At 65.0% G+C, this 17,837-nt stretch carries 13 protein-coding genes; 2 read left to right on the top strand and 11 right to left on the bottom strand.

Annotation, left to right across the window (positions count from 1 at the left end; genetic code table 11):
* Window positions 1–23: 23 nt before the first annotated feature.
* From addA to ACSMXM_RS09120, 8 genes are all read right to left on the bottom strand, one after another.
* The gene (gene addA, locus ACSMXM_RS09085) at window positions 24–3,365 is read right to left on the bottom strand and encodes a double-strand break repair helicase AddA (RefSeq protein ID WP_460315633.1); all 3,342 of its coding nucleotides are present in this window, start codon (window positions 3,363–3,365) and stop codon (window positions 24–26) included.
* A 54-nt stretch (window positions 3,366–3,419) separates the two neighbouring features.
* On the bottom strand, window positions 3,420–6,350 hold the full coding sequence (gene addB, locus ACSMXM_RS09090) for a double-strand break repair protein AddB (RefSeq protein WP_460315634.1): 2,931 nt from the start codon (window positions 6,348–6,350) through the stop codon (window positions 3,420–3,422).
* A complete protein-coding gene (locus ACSMXM_RS09095) occupies window positions 6,340–7,092 on the bottom strand; it encodes a nucleotidyltransferase family protein (protein ID WP_460315635.1) in 753 nt (250 codons plus the stop codon). The genes addB and ACSMXM_RS09095 overlap by 11 nt, the downstream gene beginning before the upstream one ends.
* A gap of 30 nt (window positions 7,093–7,122) precedes the next feature.
* Window positions 7,123–8,160, bottom strand: a complete 1,038-nt coding sequence (locus ACSMXM_RS09100) for an aminoglycoside phosphotransferase family protein (protein WP_460315636.1) — start codon at window positions 8,158–8,160, stop codon at window positions 7,123–7,125.
* Window positions 8,145–8,588 carry a tRNA (adenosine(37)-N6)-threonylcarbamoyltransferase complex ATPase subunit type 1 TsaE gene (tsaE, locus tag ACSMXM_RS09105; protein WP_460315637.1) on the bottom strand — a complete coding sequence of 148 codons (444 nt, stop codon included), beginning with the start codon at window positions 8,586–8,588 and terminating at the stop codon, window positions 8,145–8,147. Before tsaE ends, ACSMXM_RS09100 begins: the two co-directional genes overlap by 16 nt.
* Window positions 8,585–11,083 (bottom strand): PAS domain-containing sensor histidine kinase, encoded by a 2,499-nt coding sequence (locus tag ACSMXM_RS09110; RefSeq protein WP_460315638.1) that lies wholly within the window; start codon window positions 11,081–11,083, stop codon window positions 8,585–8,587. The genes tsaE and ACSMXM_RS09110 overlap by 4 nt, the downstream gene beginning before the upstream one ends.
* A 207-nt stretch (window positions 11,084–11,290) precedes the next feature.
* Window positions 11,291–12,679, bottom strand: a complete 1,389-nt coding sequence (gene ahcY, locus ACSMXM_RS09115; protein ID WP_460315639.1) for an adenosylhomocysteinase — start codon at window positions 12,677–12,679, stop codon at window positions 11,291–11,293.
* Between the two features lie 131 nt (window positions 12,680–12,810).
* On the bottom strand, window positions 12,811–13,386 hold the full coding sequence (locus ACSMXM_RS09120; protein WP_460315640.1) for a YqgE/AlgH family protein: 576 nt from the start codon (window positions 13,384–13,386) through the stop codon (window positions 12,811–12,813).
* Between the two features lie 101 nt (window positions 13,387–13,487).
* Between ACSMXM_RS09120 and ACSMXM_RS09125 the strand changes: the two genes are divergently transcribed.
* Both ACSMXM_RS09125 and ACSMXM_RS09130 read left to right on the top strand, forming a co-directional pair.
* The gene (locus tag ACSMXM_RS09125; protein WP_460315641.1) at window positions 13,488–13,970 is read left to right on the top strand and encodes a redoxin family protein; all 483 of its coding nucleotides are present in this window, start codon (window positions 13,488–13,490) and stop codon (window positions 13,968–13,970) included.
* A gap of 118 nt (window positions 13,971–14,088) precedes the next feature.
* Window positions 14,089–14,472, top strand: a complete 384-nt coding sequence (locus ACSMXM_RS09130; protein WP_460315642.1) for a DUF1622 domain-containing protein — start codon at window positions 14,089–14,091, stop codon at window positions 14,470–14,472.
* 6 nt (window positions 14,473–14,478) lie between these two features.
* Here ACSMXM_RS09130 and ACSMXM_RS09135 read toward each other — a convergent pair whose 3' ends face one another.
* The 3 genes from ACSMXM_RS09135 to ACSMXM_RS09145 form a co-directional block, all read right to left on the bottom strand.
* Window positions 14,479–15,234, bottom strand: coding sequence for a dienelactone hydrolase family protein (locus ACSMXM_RS09135; protein WP_460315643.1), 756 nt, complete (start codon window positions 15,232–15,234; stop codon window positions 14,479–14,481).
* 40 nt (window positions 15,235–15,274) lie between these two features.
* Window positions 15,275–15,982: a TorF family putative porin gene (locus ACSMXM_RS09140; RefSeq protein ID WP_460315644.1), complete on the bottom strand. Its 708-nt coding sequence runs from the start codon at window positions 15,980–15,982 to the stop codon at window positions 15,275–15,277.
* 705 nt (window positions 15,983–16,687) lie between these two features.
* Window positions 16,688–17,824 (bottom strand): GGDEF domain-containing protein, encoded by a 1,137-nt coding sequence (locus tag ACSMXM_RS09145; RefSeq protein ID WP_460315645.1) that lies wholly within the window; start codon window positions 17,822–17,824, stop codon window positions 16,688–16,690.
* Between the last annotated feature and the right edge of the window lie 13 nt (window positions 17,825–17,837).

The following is a 17,837-nucleotide window of genomic DNA, read 5'->3' on the forward strand; positions in this document are numbered from 1 at the left end:
GCCGTAATGGCTGTCAGTCAGCGTCAGCCGCTCCTATTCGGCAGCCAGATCACACGCGGCCCTGCGGTATAGAGCAGGCCAGCCTCCACAGATCGTCCAGGGAAGATCCGCTCCAGCGCCGCCGCATATCGTGCCATTTGCCGTCGGTGACGGTCTGGCACCTCCGCCTCGCCCTTCGGCGCGTTTCGGTCCGTCTTGAAATCGACGATTCGCACGCGCCTCTCATCGACCAGCAGGACGTCGATGGTCCCTGCAATAACATCCTCTCCCACGACGGCGCTGATCGGCGCCTCGGCGAGCGCATCGGGTCCGAACAGGTCGCTGTTCGCCGGATCGCGCATCACCGCCAGCACCTCTCGTGCCAGCAGGTCCGCATCGAGAGTCGTTCCCGCCACGCGCGACGCCAGCCACCGCTTCGCCGCCGACTCGCGTTCCGCCTCCGGCAGGGCGGGCAGCTTCTCGAACAAGCTGTGCATCAACCGGCCGCGCAGCGCCGCAAGTTCCAACTGGGGGCCGGGCGGCGGCAAATTGCTCTCATCTTCCGGCGCTGAGGGGGACAACGGACGCGGTGGCCGTGCCTCTGGCGGCGCCGCCTGACGCACCCAATCCGGCAGTGGGACCGCAGATCGCACAGAATCTGCGCGCCGTTCCGTCGCCGCTTCGACGCCGCTGACATGCCGCAATTCCTGCCCACCCCACAGCTCGCTAACCGGCTCCTCCGTCGGCAGGTCGGCCAGCGCATTCTTCATGATATCGTACCAGGTCACGTCGCCGCCGCGCCCGGGCGGCAGGCCGCCGGCGTAAAGATAATCCTCCGCCCGCGTCATCGCGACATATAGCAGCCTCAGGCTTTCCTCGCGTTCCTCCCTCTCCCGCCGATCATATTCGGCCTGCAGGATTTCGGGCAGCGTCCCCTTGGAAAAACCATGGATGGGCAGCCTGGGATCGCCCGCCATCAAATGGCTGATCCGGTGCGTGCCCGCGCGCGCCTTTGCTGCATCGGCCATGATGACGATGGGCGCCTGCAGCCCCTTTGCGCCATGCACCGTCATGATCCTGACGGCGTTGGATGGGGCGTCAGGGTCGCGCTTTATATCGATATCGTCTGCTGCGGCGATCCAGTCGAGAAATCCCTGCAGCGACGGCGCGGCCGTGCGCTCGAACTGCAAGGCCTGCGACAACAGCTCCTCCAGCGGATCGCGCGCTTCCTCCCCCAGACGCGACAACAGCTTCGCGCGCCCGCCCAGCGGCCCCGACAGCATTGTTTCCAGCATGTCGTAGGGCGTCATGAAATCCGCCATGTCCAATATCTCGGACAGCCAGGCAGTGGCCGCGCGGCTTTTCTCATCCGTCGCATCGCGCAGCGCTGACCACAGGGGTACGCGCGGCCCGCGACGATAGGCCAGCGCATAAAGCTCGTCTTGCGACCAGCCCAGAAACGGCGACACCAGCAGCTCGCCAAGCGCCAGTTCGTCATTCGGCTGCAGAGCGAATCGTACCAGCGCAAGACAATCCTGAACCACGATGGGCGATGTCAGGCGCAGCCGGTCGGCACCGGCCACATCAACGCCCGCGGCATGCAGCGCCGCGACCAGTTCCGGCACCAGATCGCCGCGACTGCGCACCAGGATCATGATGTCCTGCGCCTCTACCGCTCGCCCGCGCGAAGGCACGAACCGGCCATCGCGCAGCCAGCCGTGGATCTGATCCGCGATACGCCGCGCCAATTCCCGTTCCGGCCGCTCGCGATAGGCCTCCGGGACGTTGCCGTCCTCGTCCATCAACCGGGGCCACAGCGTCACCGCCCCTGCCGCATCTGCCCGGTGCGGCTCATGCCGGGGAAAATCGGGACGCTGAATGCCAAGGGCCGCGGGCGTCAGTTGCTTCAGAACCTGATCGACGACGGCCAGAACGGCCTTTCCCGATCGAAAGGACATGTCCAGATCGACATCGATGAACCTATGACCCGCCGCGTTGGCCGCCGCCGCCGTCCGCTCCCGCGCGCCCGCAAACTCATCCGGCTCCGAACCCTGAAAGCCAAAGATCGCCTGCTTGAAATCGCCCACCGCGAATTTCGTGCGCGGGCGTGATTCCACCTCCGCGTCCGCGCCAATGCCGGCAAAGAATTCTTCCGTCAGGGCATCGACGATCCGCCACTGCGCCGCATTCGTATCCTGCCCCTCGTCGACCAGCACATGCTCGATACGCTGATCCAGCTTGTACAATACCCAGGCAGAGGACAGGTCGGACAGCAGCCGCGCGGCCTCATCGATCAGGTCGGCGAAATCGAGCGCGCCCTGGCGTTCCTTCGCCGCCTGATAGCGTGCCGCCACGGCCTGCCCCACGCGCAGGTGCAGCGCCGCCACATCGGCCAGATCCAGCGCCCATCTGCAGGCACGCAGCGGCTCGATCCGCGCCACCAGCGCATCATCGGCACCGTTCAAAGCAGAATTGGCCTTATAGGGCGGCCCTGCCCCGCCCGCGGTAAACAGCGCGGAACATAAATGCTCCAGCGCCGCCACCCGCTCTGCTGGCGCGGCAAGCTGAAACAGGCTGACCTTGTCCAGCCTTTCCAGGCCGGTCTTGCGCCCCCAGGCGTTCAGGCTGGCGGCAAAGGCCGCTACGGCATCCTCCAAGCCTGCATCGGCGTCGATCGCCTGCCGCATTATATCCTCTGCCGTGCCCGTTCGCGGCAGCCCCAGCGCCGCACGGACCGCCGCCAGTGCCGCCTCAGGAGAGCGCAGATCCAGCAGCGCGCGCCGCTCGCGCAGCAGGCTGCCGACGATTTCCTCCGTCCGCGCATCGCCATGCTGCACGGCCAGCGCCGCCAGATCCGCCAAAAAGGCATCATCCCCGTCGGCGGCAGCGTCCGTCACCGCCTCTTCCAGCACCTGCCGCCTCAACTGCGCGCCCGATCTGTCGTCCAGCGTCGCAAAGCCCGGTGTGACGCCCGCCTCTACCGGAAACGCCGCCAGCAGGGCCGCCGCGAAACTGTGCAGGGTCTGCACCTTGAATCCGCCGCGAACCTCCAGCGCATGTGCGAACAATGTCCGCGCCCGCAGCAGCGTCTCCTCGTCGCGGGGCGCGCCGATCGCCGCCAGATCGGCCGCAATCTCCTCATCCTCCGCCCGTACCCAGCGCGCCAGCACGTCCAGGATGCGCGTCTGCATCTCCGCGGCCGCCGCCTTCGTAAAGGTCAGCGCCATGATGCCCGCAGGATCGGCGCCGCCCACCAACAGCCGCAGCACGCGCGCCGACAGAACCTGCGTCTTTCCCGTCCCCGCGGAAGCCGAAACCCAGGCATGAACATCGGGGCGCGCGGCCTCCGCCTGCGAGGATGTCAGGGGCAGCAACGCCTTGCTCATCGACGGACCTTCCTTGCACCGGCGCAAGACCGGAAATAGCGGACGGACACACCCTCAGCCACGGCCGCGCCCCTCCCACTCCTGCGTGCGCGCCAGCAGATTATAGTCGCTATAGGGTGCGAATTCCGGCTGCAGCCGCGCGGGAAAGGGTCGATCTCCCGTCAGATATCCACCGACCAGTTCGCGAAACCGCTGTTCCGCTTCGTCGAAATAATCGTCCAGCTGACCCCAGGCCTTTTTATATTTGTCGCGGCTCGACACGACCGATCCTTCGGTCTTGCCGCCCGACAAACGCCAATACGCAATCTCCGCCACCGGCAATGGGGGAACATCGTCCAGATTGCCTTTGCACGCCAGCCAGGCCAGCAGCGCCAGCTGGTCGGCATAGCCGCGCAGGATCCGGTCCTGCGTCGGCGGCGCGCCGGTCTTGTAATCGGCGATCGACAGTCGCTCGCCGTTCCGAAAGATGACGTCCGCCTTGCCCTTCAGCGTGACGCCAGCGACATTCATCTGGCCCGCCTTCTCAACCCCGGCGACACGCCAGCCCTCTGCATCGCACGCCCTCATGTGTTCCGCCGCCCAGCTCAACATTCTCAGAACGCGCGGCTTCCACAGGGCCATCAGCAGCGGATGATCGGAATATGCCTTCAACGCCTTGTCGACGGCGGCTTCCCGCGCCGCGCCGTCCTGCAACAGCCCGTCCCGCGTCAACGTCTCCATCAAGTCGTGAACAATGGTGCCGCGTTCCGCCGCACCGGCATCCTCGCCCAGCGCATCCAGCGACCGCAGGCGCAGCATCTCACGCGCGTAGAATTGGTACGGGTCCGCCGCCAGCACATCGACCTGCGTGACGCTGATCCGCTTCGGTCGTTCCGCTGCGGGCGGCACCGGCTCGGGGCGCGGCGCGGGTTTGGGGTCGCGGCATGTGTCGATCTGCGGCACGAAAGTCGCAATCGGGTCTTCTTCCAGCGCATCGCCCAGCAACGCCTCCAGCCGCAGCCAGAATCGCGACGCCACGGTCGGCGCGCTGGAATCGCGCGTCGCACGCACCAGCAACACGTGCTTCGCACCGCAGGCAGAAACGAAATCATGCGCTGACAGCGCAAGCGCCCGATCGGTCGGCGGCAGGTCCAGCGCCGCGCGCACCTTGGGCGGCAGCCATGGGTCGAAGGCGGCGGCGGGCGGCCACACACCCTCCGACAGGCCCGCCAGGATCATCACGTCCGCACGCTGCAGCCGCGCCTCCAACAGGCCATAGATCGCCAGACGAGGATGACGCCCATATAGGGGCCGCACCGCGACACCCTCCATCACCGCACCCAGCAGGGCGGGCAGGTCCGTGGACGGCGCGGGGCCGGCAACCGCGCCATGCCGTTCCAGATCCGCCAATATATCCGCCGCAGCCCGGCCCGCCACGCCGTTCCAGAATCGCTCGTCCGAAAAATCTCCGACCAGATCGCGCAGCTTCGCCGCCGCGCCGGCCAGATCACCCGTGCGGCGGCGCTGAAACAGTTCCGCAAGCGCGCGCAGCGGCGGCGCAACCTCGGCATCCCACCAGTCGATCAGCGCATCGCGCGCCGGCACATCGCTCTTCAGCGCGGTGAAAATCCGGTTCCTCGTCCCCTGCAATCCCCGCGCCGGGCGAACTCCGCGCAATGCCAGATCCAGCTGCCGCACCCGGCGCAGCCATTCGGTCCGTCCTTCTCCCGGCCCCGCCAGTGGATGCTTCAACAGCGCCATCAATGGCACGGGCGCAAAGCCGGACGCCGCCGCCTCCAGCGCCAGCCGCAGAAACACGCCCGGCGGTGTCAAGGACAGGGGCGTACCGGCGGAATCGTCGATCTCGACGCCCCATCGCCGCATCTGCGCCGCTACGCGCCGCGCCAGATCGCGATTGGGCGTCACCAGCGCAGCGGTTCTTTCGGGTGTTTCCAGCGCCCGCCGCAATGCCAGCGCAACCGCCAGCGCCTCCTCCGCGGGCCCGCGCACTTCTATCCGGGCCAGTCCATCCGCCGCATCGGCGGGCAGGTCCAGCGTCCGCCATCCCGCCGTGAGGTCGGGCGCCATGAACGCCGCCGACAGCACCTCATGCCGCAACTCCGGGCCGTCCATGTCGCTGTCCACCGGCCAGGCCGCCACCTCGCCCCGGGCCACGGACATGCCGTCCATCATCAGTTTCAGCGGCACCTGCGGGTGTGGATCGGCAGGCGACAGGTCCTCCCACGCCGCGTCCGGCATGATCATGTCCAGACCCGGCAGCACGACCGCGCCCTGCGGCAAGCGCGCCACCTGCCCCAGAAAGGCCGCGGCCGCTGGCTCCGCACTGGCGATACCGGCGGCAATGACGGGATAGGCTGGCGGGCGCTCGCTCCAATCCTTGGCCAGCCGCCGCAACAACGCCTGCCGCTGCGCCACCCGGTCTGTCATGCCCGCCGCGCGCAGTGCCTGCGGCCATTGCTGCCGCACGATGTCCAGAAATTGGGCGGTCTGCTGCCAGTGGACGGCCATGTCCTGGTCGACCGCGCCTTCCAGCCCGTCGGGCGCAACCTCGTATAATTGCATCAGGTCGAGTGCGCGGCCCAGCGCCTCGGCATATCTCAGCGTCTCGACCTTTGCGCGACGCTTGCCCGTCGCCGTCTGCCAGCGTTCGACCAGGGGCATCAGGCGGAATGTCCGCTCCTGCACATCAATGGCGGGCGCGCCTGAAAACAGGTCGGCATCGACCAGCGCGCCCGGCGTCAGATCGTCATCCAGATCGCCCAGCGCCGTCAGCCGCGGCAGCAGCAGGGCACCGCCCGCCGCCCGCACGAAGGCGTCCCGGGCGGATCGAACCGCACGCCGGTTGGGCAGGACCACCAATGTCCGCGCCAGCCCCAATTCGCCCGCTTCCCCGTCAAATGGGAAACCGGCCAGCAATCCTTTGGCAAGGCGGTCGGCAAACGCGCCCTCGGGGGGAATGGAAAAAACTGAGGGCTTACGCCTCACGCAGCAATTCTTCCGTCTGTTTTACCGCTTCCGGTGTTCCGACATGATACCATTGGCCCTGGTGCGACATGCCATATAGCCGCCCCGTTTCGATCAGGCGGTCCCAGATCAGGTTAAAGGAGAATGGCCCCTCCGGCGTATCCTCGAACAGCGACGCCTTCACAATCTGCGTTCCGGAATAGATGAAGGGTGCAATGCGCGTACCGCTCTGGCGGGCCAGCTGCCCCGTTCCCGACATGCGGAAATCGCCATTGCCATTATAGCCATGCGCCCGCGCCAGCGGCACCAGCAGCAGCAGGGCATCCATCTGCTCCGGTTTCCACCTTTCCGCCAGCAGCGCCAGGGCATCCATCGGCCCGTCAATCAGGATATTGTCGCTATTGCTGACGAAAAACGGGTCCGCCCCGATCAGGGGCAGCGCCTTCTTGCAGCCGCCGCCGGTTTCCAGCAACTCGTCACGCTCGTCGGACAGATGGATGTCCAGGCCATGGTTCACCCGCCTGACATGCGCCTCGACCTGCCCGGCCAGATAGTGCGTATTGACGACGACCCGGTCGACGCCCGCCCGCTTGTAACTTTCCAGCGCATAATCGATCAGCGCCTTGCCGTTGACGGAAATCAGCGGCTTGGGGCGGGTCGCGGTCAGCGGCCGCATGCGCCTGCCCAGACCCGCCGACAGCAACATCCCCGCGCGTGGCATATCGGCCTGCACCCTGGGACGCAGGGACATCGGCTTCTTCATGGGCGGCTTGCTGGACGGCATTCGCATTCCTTACCGGACTGGGTCGAATTCGCGGCGCATCGACCGCGGCAGATTGTCATCGAACCACGCCCTTAGCGGCTGCAGGGCGGGGTGCATAAGGTTTGTGTCGAGATGCGCCCATAACCGCGGCACATGCTGCAAATAGCCGGGTTTCGCGTCGCGCCGCCACAGCCTGACGAACACCCCCAATATACGTGCGGCCCGCTGCGCGCCCATCACGGCATAGCTCGCGCGAAACGCCTCCTCGTCCAGATCCGCCGCCGCCAGATAGCGGGCAATCATTGCCGCCTCCACGCCATCCGCAACGTCGCGCCGCGCATCCTGTAACAGCGATACCAGATCATAGGCGGCAGGCCCGCGCATCGCGTCCTGAAAATCCAATATGCCGACGCGCCGCGCGCCGTCCCGCTGCGGCAGCCACATCAGATTGGGCGAATGATAATCCAGCTGCACCATGCGATCGTCCGCATAGTGACCGGCCGGCAGAACCGCTTGCCACGCCGCTGCATAACTCTCTCTCAACTCCGGCGGGGCTTCGGTCCCGGCAAGTTCCGGCCAGTGCCAGTCCAGCAGCAGCTCCGCCTCCTTCACCATGCGCGCATCGCTATATTGATCGATCTCCACGGACCCCAGCCGCGCCGGCATCGGCTTTGCGTGCAGCGCCACCAGAACATCGGTCGCGGCCGCGTAAAGTTCATGCTCCTGCTCCACCGCACAGGATTGCAGGTGCAGGAAATATTGCGCGGTTCCCAGATCCTCCAGCAGGATCAGGCCGTGTCTCATGTCCTTTGCATAGATCGCCGGGCCGCTCATGCCGCGGGCGCGTATTTCTTCCGCCATTTCGACGAACCATTCGGATCGTTCCGACGGATTGGGCGCATGCATCAATATGGCGGTTTCCTTGCCGCCCGCGCCGACGGGACGGGCAAGCCGGAAATAGCGCCGGAACGCGGCGTCGGCGCTGAATTCCGTCATCTTGGCGGCGTCCCACCCCGTGCGCTGCAAAAATGCGGGCGCCGCGGCGGGCAGGTCTAGATTGTGGCCCATCGGCGCTCCCAATCGGGCGGCACGTCGGCTGTCAACCGCCGTGGTTCGGCGCCCGTCCCGGTGAGGGTCAGGGCAAGCGCCGGGCCGGGCAGCAGGCTACCGGCCCGTTCCGGCCATTCGACGATCAGCGCGCCGTCCTCCAGCACCTCGTCCAGCGCCAGCGCGGGCACCTCCCCGGGATCATCCAGCCGGTACAGGTCGGCATGCCATATCGGCAGCAGCAGCGCCGCATCCTCATATGGCTGTACCAGGGTAAAGGTCGGACTGGGCACCTCTCCCTCATGCCCGGCGCCGCGCAGCATTCCCCGCGCCAGAACGGTCTTGCCCGCCCCCAATGGCCCTGACAGCGTGACGACATCGCCGGGCCGCAGCAGCGCGCCCAATTTTCTGCCGAACCTCTCCTGCTCCGCCTCGCTTTCGAACTTCAAATGATCCCTCCGGTCACGATAGGCCGGGTCACCGGGGGCAGCTCCATCCGCCGCGGCAGATGCATGGAAATCTCCGTCCCTTCCCCCGGGGCGGATTTCAGCATGAGCGTTCCGCCGTGCAGCGTCACGATTTCGCGTACCAGCGACAGGCCCAGCCCGACCCCCTGGCTCGCACCTGCGTTCGATCCCTTGCGGAACCGCTCGAATATGGCCTCATGCTCCTCTTCGGGAATGCCGATGCCGGTATCGCGCACCGAAATCTGGACGCCGTCTGCGTCGCCTTTCGCCGAAATGCCGACATGCCCGCCCTGCGGCGTGAACCGCAATGCGTTCGATACCAGATTATAGACTGCCTGCTGCAGGCGGACGGAATCGCCCAGGACGCTGCCGAGATCATCTTGCTGCTTCACCGAAAATTCCACGCCGCGATCCGCCGCGTTGGATGCTGACATCGCCGCGACGCTGTCGATCAGCGCGCGAATATCGACATCCTCGCTGTCAAGCGCCAGCCCCTCGGCATCGCTGACGGCCAGATCGATAATGCCGTTTATCATCACGCGCAGCCGCTCCGCGCTCGTCCGGATAGAGGCGACATAGTCGGCCTGCTTCTGCTTCAGTTCGCCCGCAATGCCCAATTCCAGAAGCTCTGCGAACCCGGCGATGGCGGTCAGCGGCGTGCGCAATTCATAGGACATGCTCTCGACGAAGCGGCTCTTCGCGGCGTCCGCTGCCTCCAGCGCCTCGTTGCGATCCCGCAGCGCCAGCTCGATACGTTCCGCATCGGTCACGTCGATGAAGGTAAACAGCGCGTTCCCGTCCGGCAGGGGGACAGCGGCAAAGCGCAGATAGCGCCCGTCGGTCAGTTCCAGCCGGCCGGAACGCTCGATCCGGCCGTCGGTCGACAGGTTGATCAGCTCTCGCATGATCTCTGCCACCTCGCCCTCGACAACGCCGATCTGGCTTTCCTGGAACAGTGCATCGACGTGGGGATTCTCGGACAGCAGCTTTTCCGGCACGTCCCACAGATCGCGAAATGCCCGGTTGTGGAACTGCAGCCGGCCATTGACGCCGAAAACCGCCAGCGCCTCCTGCAGATTCTGCAGCGTCGCGTCCTGCACCCGGATCAGCTGATCGCGGGAGGAGGCGAGGCGCAGCCGCTCCGACTGATCCTCGAAGATCAGCAGCAGACCGCCATCGGGCGCGGGCTGAGCGAGGACGCGCAGCACCATATTGTCCGGCAACACCCAGGTTTCCTCGATCCCCGCATCCGCCGACAGGAACCAGCCGCGCCGTTCCGCCATCCAATTGGGAAAATCGCGCTGCTCCGGCAGGCGCCGTGCCTCCCGCATGCGCTCCAGCACCCGGCCGAATTCCGGCTTCTTCTCCAGCATGTCGTCGTCGATGCGGAATATTCGCTGAAACGCGGCATTGGCTGTGACCAGTTGCCGTTCGGCATTGAACTGCGCCACGCCCGCCGACAGGCGCGCAACCATGTAGGACTGCGCCTCGGCAAAGCGATCCCGCTCCGCGCGCGCCTCTTCCCGCTCCGTGATGTCGAGGGCCAGTCCCGCGACTTCACCCGATGGCAGCGGCATTTCGGCAATGCGCAGACGACGGCGTTCGCCGCCAATGACCGTGGTTTCCTCGCGCACCTGGACGCTGCCCTCTTCCAGTGCGGCCTGCGCGGCAGCCTTCGGCGTCATGGACAGCGATCCGGTCAGCAGTTCCGCCTGTTCGGCGACCGCTGCGTCGGGGCTCTCGGCCTCCACGGCGCGGCCATAGGCTTCGTTGACCTGAACCAGACGCAGGTCGGCGGCCCGTCGCCAGACCGGCACGGGCGCGACCGCCAGGATCGCCAGCGCGGCCTCCGAACGCGCCAATTGCTCAGCGGATCTCGCCTCGGCCTCGTTCCGTTGCCGATCGGTTTCGGTCGTGTCGGCAAACCATACGGTAACGCCGCGATCCCCCGCCACCTCCGGCGGCGCGGCACGTCCCGTGGCCTGCAGGCGGCGCGCGCCGTCGGCGGTTTTCATTCTCAGAACGAATGGCTGGCCTGACACGGCGGCGGCAGCAATCGCCGCTCCCAGGGCCGCATAGCTTTCGCTGTCCAGGCCGGTCGCCCGGCGCGCGTCGCGCTGCGCCGGGGCAAGTTCCGACAGCTTCGTCACGCGATGATCGATGCCCAGCCAGGAACGCAGCGAATCCGAAGCTGTTACACGCCCCCCATCGCCTGAAATCAGATAGGCGACCGGCAGGGTCGACAACAGGCCGCGCAGGCGCAATCCCCAGGCCTGTGCCGTTTCCGCCTGCGCACGTATCCGCGCGGACCGGATCACCGCCCACACCGCGATCAGCAGCCACGCCGCGGCGACGATCAGCGCCGCCGACGTCGGCCCGGTAACCTGGAAATTTTCAGGCAACGCCGCCAGAGCGCTCGCCGGGACGGCGCTCGACACGCTGGCGGCAATCACCGGATAAAGGAGGGCGCGCGACACGCCTGTTTCCCTATCGGAGCATCGCCCGGCGTACAACAAACTGCTGACAGGGCGCGGCTATGATGAAACCCCCATCGCCTCTTCCCCCTGACTCCCACTGACTCTCCCCCGCTCGGCACCCCATTGAAACGAAATGGGCGACGACACCATCGGTGCCGCCGCCCATTCCTTGGCAGAGATGCCCTTATCGACAGGGCGGCTCAGCCATTAATAGCGATATTCATTCGCCTTGAACGGCCCGTTGACGGGCACGCCGATATAGTCGGCCTGTTCCTGCGACAGCTCGCTCAGCTTCACGTTCAGCTTCTCAAGGTGCAGGCGGGCGACCTTCTCGTCCAGATGCTTGGGCAGCACATAGACCTGGTTCTCGTAATTGTCGCCCTTGGTCCACAATTCGATCTGCGCCAGCACCTGGTTGGTAAAGCTAGCCGACATGACGAAACTCGGGTGCCCCGTCGCATTGCCCAGGTTGAGCAGGCGCCCCTGCGACAGCAGCAGCATGCGCTTGCCGTCGGGGAAGGTGTACATGTCCACCTGCGGCTTCACTTCGACATGTTCCAGATTGGCCAGCTTGCCGACCTGAATTTCATTGTCGAAATGGCCGATATTGCCGACGATCGCCATGTCCTTCATCGCGCGCATATGGTCGATGGTGATGACGTCCTTATTGCCGGTCGTCGTCACGAAGATGTCGGCGAACGGTGCCGCTTCTTCCATCGTCGTCACGGCATAGCCGTCCATCGCCGCCTGCAGGGCGCAGATCGGATCGATTTCCGTCACCATCACGCGCGCACCGGCGCCGCGCAGGCTGGCGGCGGAGCCCTTGCCGACATCGCCATAACCGGCGACAACAGCGACCTTGCCCGCCATCATCACGTCGGTACCACGGCGAATGCCGTCGACCAGCGATTCCTTGCAGCCATATTTATTGTCAAACTTCGACTTGGTGACGCTGTCATTTACGTTGATCGCCGGGAAGGGCAGCTTGCCCTTCTTGGCAAGGCCGTACAGGCGCAGCACGCCGGTCGTCGTTTCTTCAGAGACGCCCTTGATGGAATCGCGCAGCTTGGTGAAGAAGCCCGGCGACTCCTTCAGGCGCTTTTTCAGCACCTTCTGCATCTCTTCCTCTTCCTCGTTCCCCGGCGCGGGCATCTCTTCGCCCGCTTCCATGCGCGCGCCCCAGATGACGTACCCGGTGGCGTCGCCGCCATCGTCCAGGATCAGATTGCAGGGATCGTCGCCCCACTGGAAAATCTGGTCCACATATTCCCAATATTCCGCCAGCGTCTCGCCCTTCTTGGCAAAGACCGGCACGCCCGTCGCGGCGATGGCGGCGGCGGCATGGTCCTGCGTCGAATAGATGTTGCACGATGCCCAGCGGACTTCCGCGCCCAGCGCCGTCAGCGTTTCGATCAGCGCAGCCGTCTGAATGGTCATGTGCAGGCAGCCGGCGATACGCGCGCCCTTCAGCGGCTTTGCCTCGCCATATTCCTCCCGCGTCGCCATCAGGCCGGGCATTTCGGTTTCGGCAATGTCCAGTTCGCGGCGGCCATATTCGGCCAGGTTGATATCGGAAATAATATAGTCTTCGGCCATTTCGGCGCTCCTGTCAGTCGAGAATTGCATATGGCGCGACCATAGGAGCCGCCGGACGCGGGGGCAAATATAAAGATTGCTTTATATCCTTGCCGGAACGCTTGCGCCCGGCATCGTGGAACAGGCCTGGGCTAGGCTCGCCCGCTGGTGGCGGACAGCAGCGACACATCGATACCCGCGCTTTCGAACGCGCGCGGCCAGCGGTCGGCGACATGGGTGTTCCACATGATGCCACCGTCGCCCTCCACGCTCATCCAGCCATGCTGCGTCAGTTCCCGTTCCAATTGCCCCTCGCCCCAGCCGGTATAGCCCAGCGCGATCAGCCATTGCGCCGGACCGTTACCCGCGCCGATGTCGCGCAATATGTCCAGCGTCGCTGTCAGCGCCCAGCGCCCCGCGACATTCAGCGTGCCCTGTCCCTCATAATCCGTGGAATGCAGGACGAATCCGCGCTGCGGCTCCACCGGCCCGCCGGCATAGACCGGGGCGTCGTCCATGCCCGAATGATCGATGTCCAGTTGATCCATCAGGCCGCGCGCGTCGACGTCGCCGCGAATATGATTGATGACGATGCCCAGCGCCGAATCGTCGTCATGCGCGCACATCGCGATGACGGCGCGGGAAAACCTTTCGTCCCCCATCCCCGGCATAGACAACAGGAACTGTCCGGACAGAAAGGGCGGCGGCGCAGGTGTGGTTTGTGTCATCAGGGTTAACATAAGCGCCCTGCCGCATTCGCCAAGGTGGAACCATGCCGCGCAACGTGCGATGGAATATGCGTGACCCTGTTCCAACAAAGGAGATGACAATGCCCCTCAACGTCGGTGACAAGATACCTGCTGCCAAACTCACGAAAATGACTGAAGAAGGGCCACGCCCCGTCGAAACGGGCGAATTCTTTGCCGGTCGTACGGTTGCCCTGTTTGCCGTTCCCGGCGCCTTCACGCCGACCTGCAGCGCAAAGCACCTGCCCGGTTATGTAAGCAAGGCCGACGAATTGAAATCCAGCGGCGTCGACGAAATCGCCTGCGTCAGCGTCAATGACGCGTTCGTCATGGATGCCTGGGGCAAAAGCGCCGATGCCGGGCAGAAGGTCACGATGCTGGCCGACGGCAATGGCGATTTCACGGAGGCGCTTGGCCTGACCATGGACGCCTCGGGCTTTGGCATGGGCAAGCGCTCGCAGCGCTATTCCATGATCGTCAAGGACGGCGTTGTTTCGGAACTGAACGTAGAGGCGCCCGGCGACTTCCGCGTCTCAAGCGCGGAACACATGCTTTCGCAGCTTTAATGCGCTTTTGACCGGGCAGCCCGATGGTTGCCCGGTCATCATTAACCCGCGTGATCGGGGCCACGATCCCGCGCGCCGTGCGGAACAACGCCCGGCGGCCCTTTGTTTACGATCCATGATGATCGACCAGGTCCATGGTATCGTCGGGCAGATCGCCAAGCTGATAGAGCTTGCCGGCGTCGCCGTCATCTTGATCAGCATCCTGTTGTCCAGCGGCGCTTATGTGGTGCAGGGTCGGCAGTCCGGTGACTGGCGCGATGCCTATGACCGTTACCGCTCGAACCTGGGCCGCGGCATCCTTCTGGGGCTGGAGCTTCTCGTCGGTGCCGATATCATCGCCACCATCACCGCCCCCCTCAGCTATGAAAGTGTCGGCCTTCTGGGTGCGATCGTCGTCATCCGGACCTTCCTCAGCTTTTCCCTCGAAACAGAGATAGAGGGTTGCTGGCCGTGGCAACGAGCCGCCGCCGCGTCAAAGAAGCATCAGGTGGAAAAGCGCTAAGGCGCGCTACTCAGTCGCGTCGCCCAGCGCCCGCTCGAACAGCGCCAGCATTTCCTCCCAGCCCCGCTCGGCGGAGGCCTCGTCATACACAGGAAAATCCGGCATCATCCAGCCATGCGCGGCCGGATAGGTGTCGGTGGCATAGGACACGCCCGCATCGGCCAGCGCCTTTTCAAACCGTTCGGCCATCTCGGGCGGATAGCTATTATCGTTCTCCGCGGCGGCGACATAGACTTCCGCCGACAGGTGCGATGCCCACAAATGCGGACTGGTCGGCGCGTCGGTCGCCAGATTGCCGCCGTGAAAGCTTGCCACCGCCGCAAAGCGATCCGGGTAGGTGCCAGCAGCGACGATGGCCATGCCACCGCCCATGCAGAACCCCACCGCGCCAATCCTGCGCCCCTTCACATCGGCGCGCGTGTCCAGATAGGTCAGCAGCGACCCGGTATCTTCGGCGGACTTGTCATTGCCCGTCGTCGCCATCAGCGGCCCCAGGATCGCGCGCATGTCGCCGGCGAAAACCTCTGCGGGCACAAAGGGGTCATAATGGCCATAGCGATAGAACAGGTCAGGCAGCAGCACGATATATCCCGCATCCGCCAGACGCTGTGCCATGGCGGCAATGCCGGGCCGTATGCCGCCCGCGTCCATGTAGAGGATCACGGCAGGCCACTCGCCCGCACCGGCGGCACCGGCAGGAATCATCACATGCACGGGACATTCGCCATCCCGCGTTCGGATGGTCACTTTCTCGCTCGGCATATCAGGCTCCTCTCAAAGCTTTCGCGCCGATAGCTAAGGTCTAGAAATCGAACCGCGCGCGCGCAACGATACGTGAACCCGCATCGCGGCCAAGTCCAGCCGGGACCGCTTCGGAGGCATCGATGTCGGTGTCGGTATAGGCCAGACCGAAAAGGAAAGGCCCCAGCACATAATCTGCGCCCAATAACCAGTCGGTATAATCGCCGCCGGGGCGCAAGCGATTTGCCCGCACCGGATCGTCAACCGATCCGGTGGATCTGCCGACATGCCCGCGAAAGGTGATGGGACTGCCCCAGATGCCGGCTTGTGCGCCGATACGGCCATAGAGGTTGCTGCCGCCAATGGCGTCCTGCGAGGGCGCATAGGATGCCGACACGTCCACGGCCGCCGGCCCCAGCGTCACGCTGCCGCCCGCGCGGACTTCGGCATAGTCCATGGATCCCTCTGCGCCCGCGAACAAATGTCCGACGACACCGCCATACCAGTCGAACAGCCCGGCACGGTCGCCATAATAGGCCGCCAGATCGACTCCGGCATCACTGCCACTGTGGCGGCTGGACTCGCGCAGCGCCGTGGCCGTGATAGAGGCATCCAGTCGGGACGATATGGGCAGACCGACATAGCCCTGCGCCGTCGTCTCACCGTCGCTCCAGCTCAATCCTCGCACCCTGTAATCCGTCATCACTTCGGCAGATACCAGGGTGGAGGACTGCGCCGCCGCGGGAAACCCGGCAAGGGCCAGCGCCATGGCGCTGCCGCCGCAAAGTGCGGCGAGCGATGGGATGAATGTGGAACGGGGGATGGGCCTCTCCTCCTTGGCATGCAAAGGTTCGAAAAGTCGCAGGATCTGACGGCCCGTCAGTATCTCCGCGCTTCAGCGTTTCGCCCGCTTATCGGCCTAACTGCTCATGCCAAGGATAATTTGGAGGGGGGCGTTATGCGCCCGGTGTTCGCGCGAGGCCGGGCGCACAGCGCGGCTTCGTCCACATGCACTTCGAATAGGTCCGCTCCGAACTTGAATTCAACTGGGCGCGGTTTTCGGCAGAATTGGAAAGGGGGGACCCGGCACATGCGGTCAGGCTAAGCCCTGCAAAACACAATAGAACTAACTTCATAAAATCTCCGATTTCTTCTCAATTTCGTTCAAGGCCCTGCCAAAGCCAAGGGGCTGATTTCATCAGCGATATGTTCGTGTGGCCGCAGCGGCCGTGTAATAAACGCTAGGGCAGACGCCGGCGGGCACGAATCGATGGTGTTTGCGCGCGCCGCCGCCAGGAATTCGTGCGTCGGTTGACCGGGCGCGCTTCGGGCAGGCCGTCCTGTGCGGACAATAGCGATATAGGAACTGCCCTGTTTCCCAGCCCTGCCGCGAATGTGACAAACTATTTCAGAATCGCGACCGCCGTGACGTCGTGCGGCTGCCGGGCACCGCAAACCGGTTCAGGCGGCGAATCTATGCGGCCGCCTGTTCGATCCTGTTTCGGCCTCCGCCTTTTGCGCGGTACAGCGCGGCATCCGCCTTTCGCATCAGATCGTCGAAGCCGCCGCCGCAATGTGCGGCATGAACCATTCCGGCGCTCAGGGTCAGTCTAAATGTCTGCCCGTGCGAGGTGATGTGGCAGGCCTCGACGGCGCTACGGATCCGATCGGTCGCGGCATAGGCGCTGGCGGCATCGGCGTCCGGCAGAACGGCGGCGAACTCCTCGCCGCCTATCCGGGCGATGAAGTCGCAGGGACGCAATTGCTGCGCGCATATATGGGCACAGGCGCGCAGGGCCGTATCGCCAGAAGCATGTCCATAGCGGTCGTTCACCGCCTTGAAATGGTCGATGTCGATCAGAATGACGGCGAAGTTGCGGTCGTCTTCGGCAATATGTTTCTCCAGCCGCGCTTCGAATGCACGGCGGTTGGGCAGCGCGGTCAGCGGATCGGTCAGGGCCGCCCGCCGCAGGTCGAGCGCGCCACGCTCATAAACCAGCGACAACAGAAAGGCGGCGCTGCCCGTCGTATAGATCAGCGCCACGTAAAGATGGATCTCCAGCATGAGGTCCTGCGGCAAATAGCTGCCGAAATCATGGGTGATGACCAGGCCCTGTGCCACGCGCGCGGCGAACGACGCGGCGATCAGGCAATAGGTCAGGACCAGACCGTAGCGGGAGGGCAGGCCATCCCGCCTGTCGCGCCAGAATTCATATCCGGTCGCCAGCGCCTGCACCGTCAGCATCATGTTGATGGCCGTGTAGGTGGCACGATAATCCACCAGGTCCGGCAACGCGAACAGGCCCACCGCCAGCAGGGCCGGCGCCAATGTCGGCGCAAGGGGTGCAGGTCGCATCGCAAACTGGCGCGCCGCGCGCCATCGAAAACCGAATCCGGCCACCAGCAGGCAATTGCCAAGGGCGATGGCAAGGCCCGCCCGACTACTGGGCGCGAACATCAGCAGCAGGAGGGCCGCGACCAGCATGACGTTCGCCACAATCCAGGAGGGCCAATAAAGCCTGCCGGTCTGGCCATGCCAGGCGGCCCCGAATGCGAAGGCCGTGACGATCAGGACAAGAACGTTCGCAGCGAATAGGGTGAAAATGCTCACATCATAAGTTCGC

It is taken from the genome of Pacificimonas sp. ICDLI1SI03, from assembly GCF_054740865.1.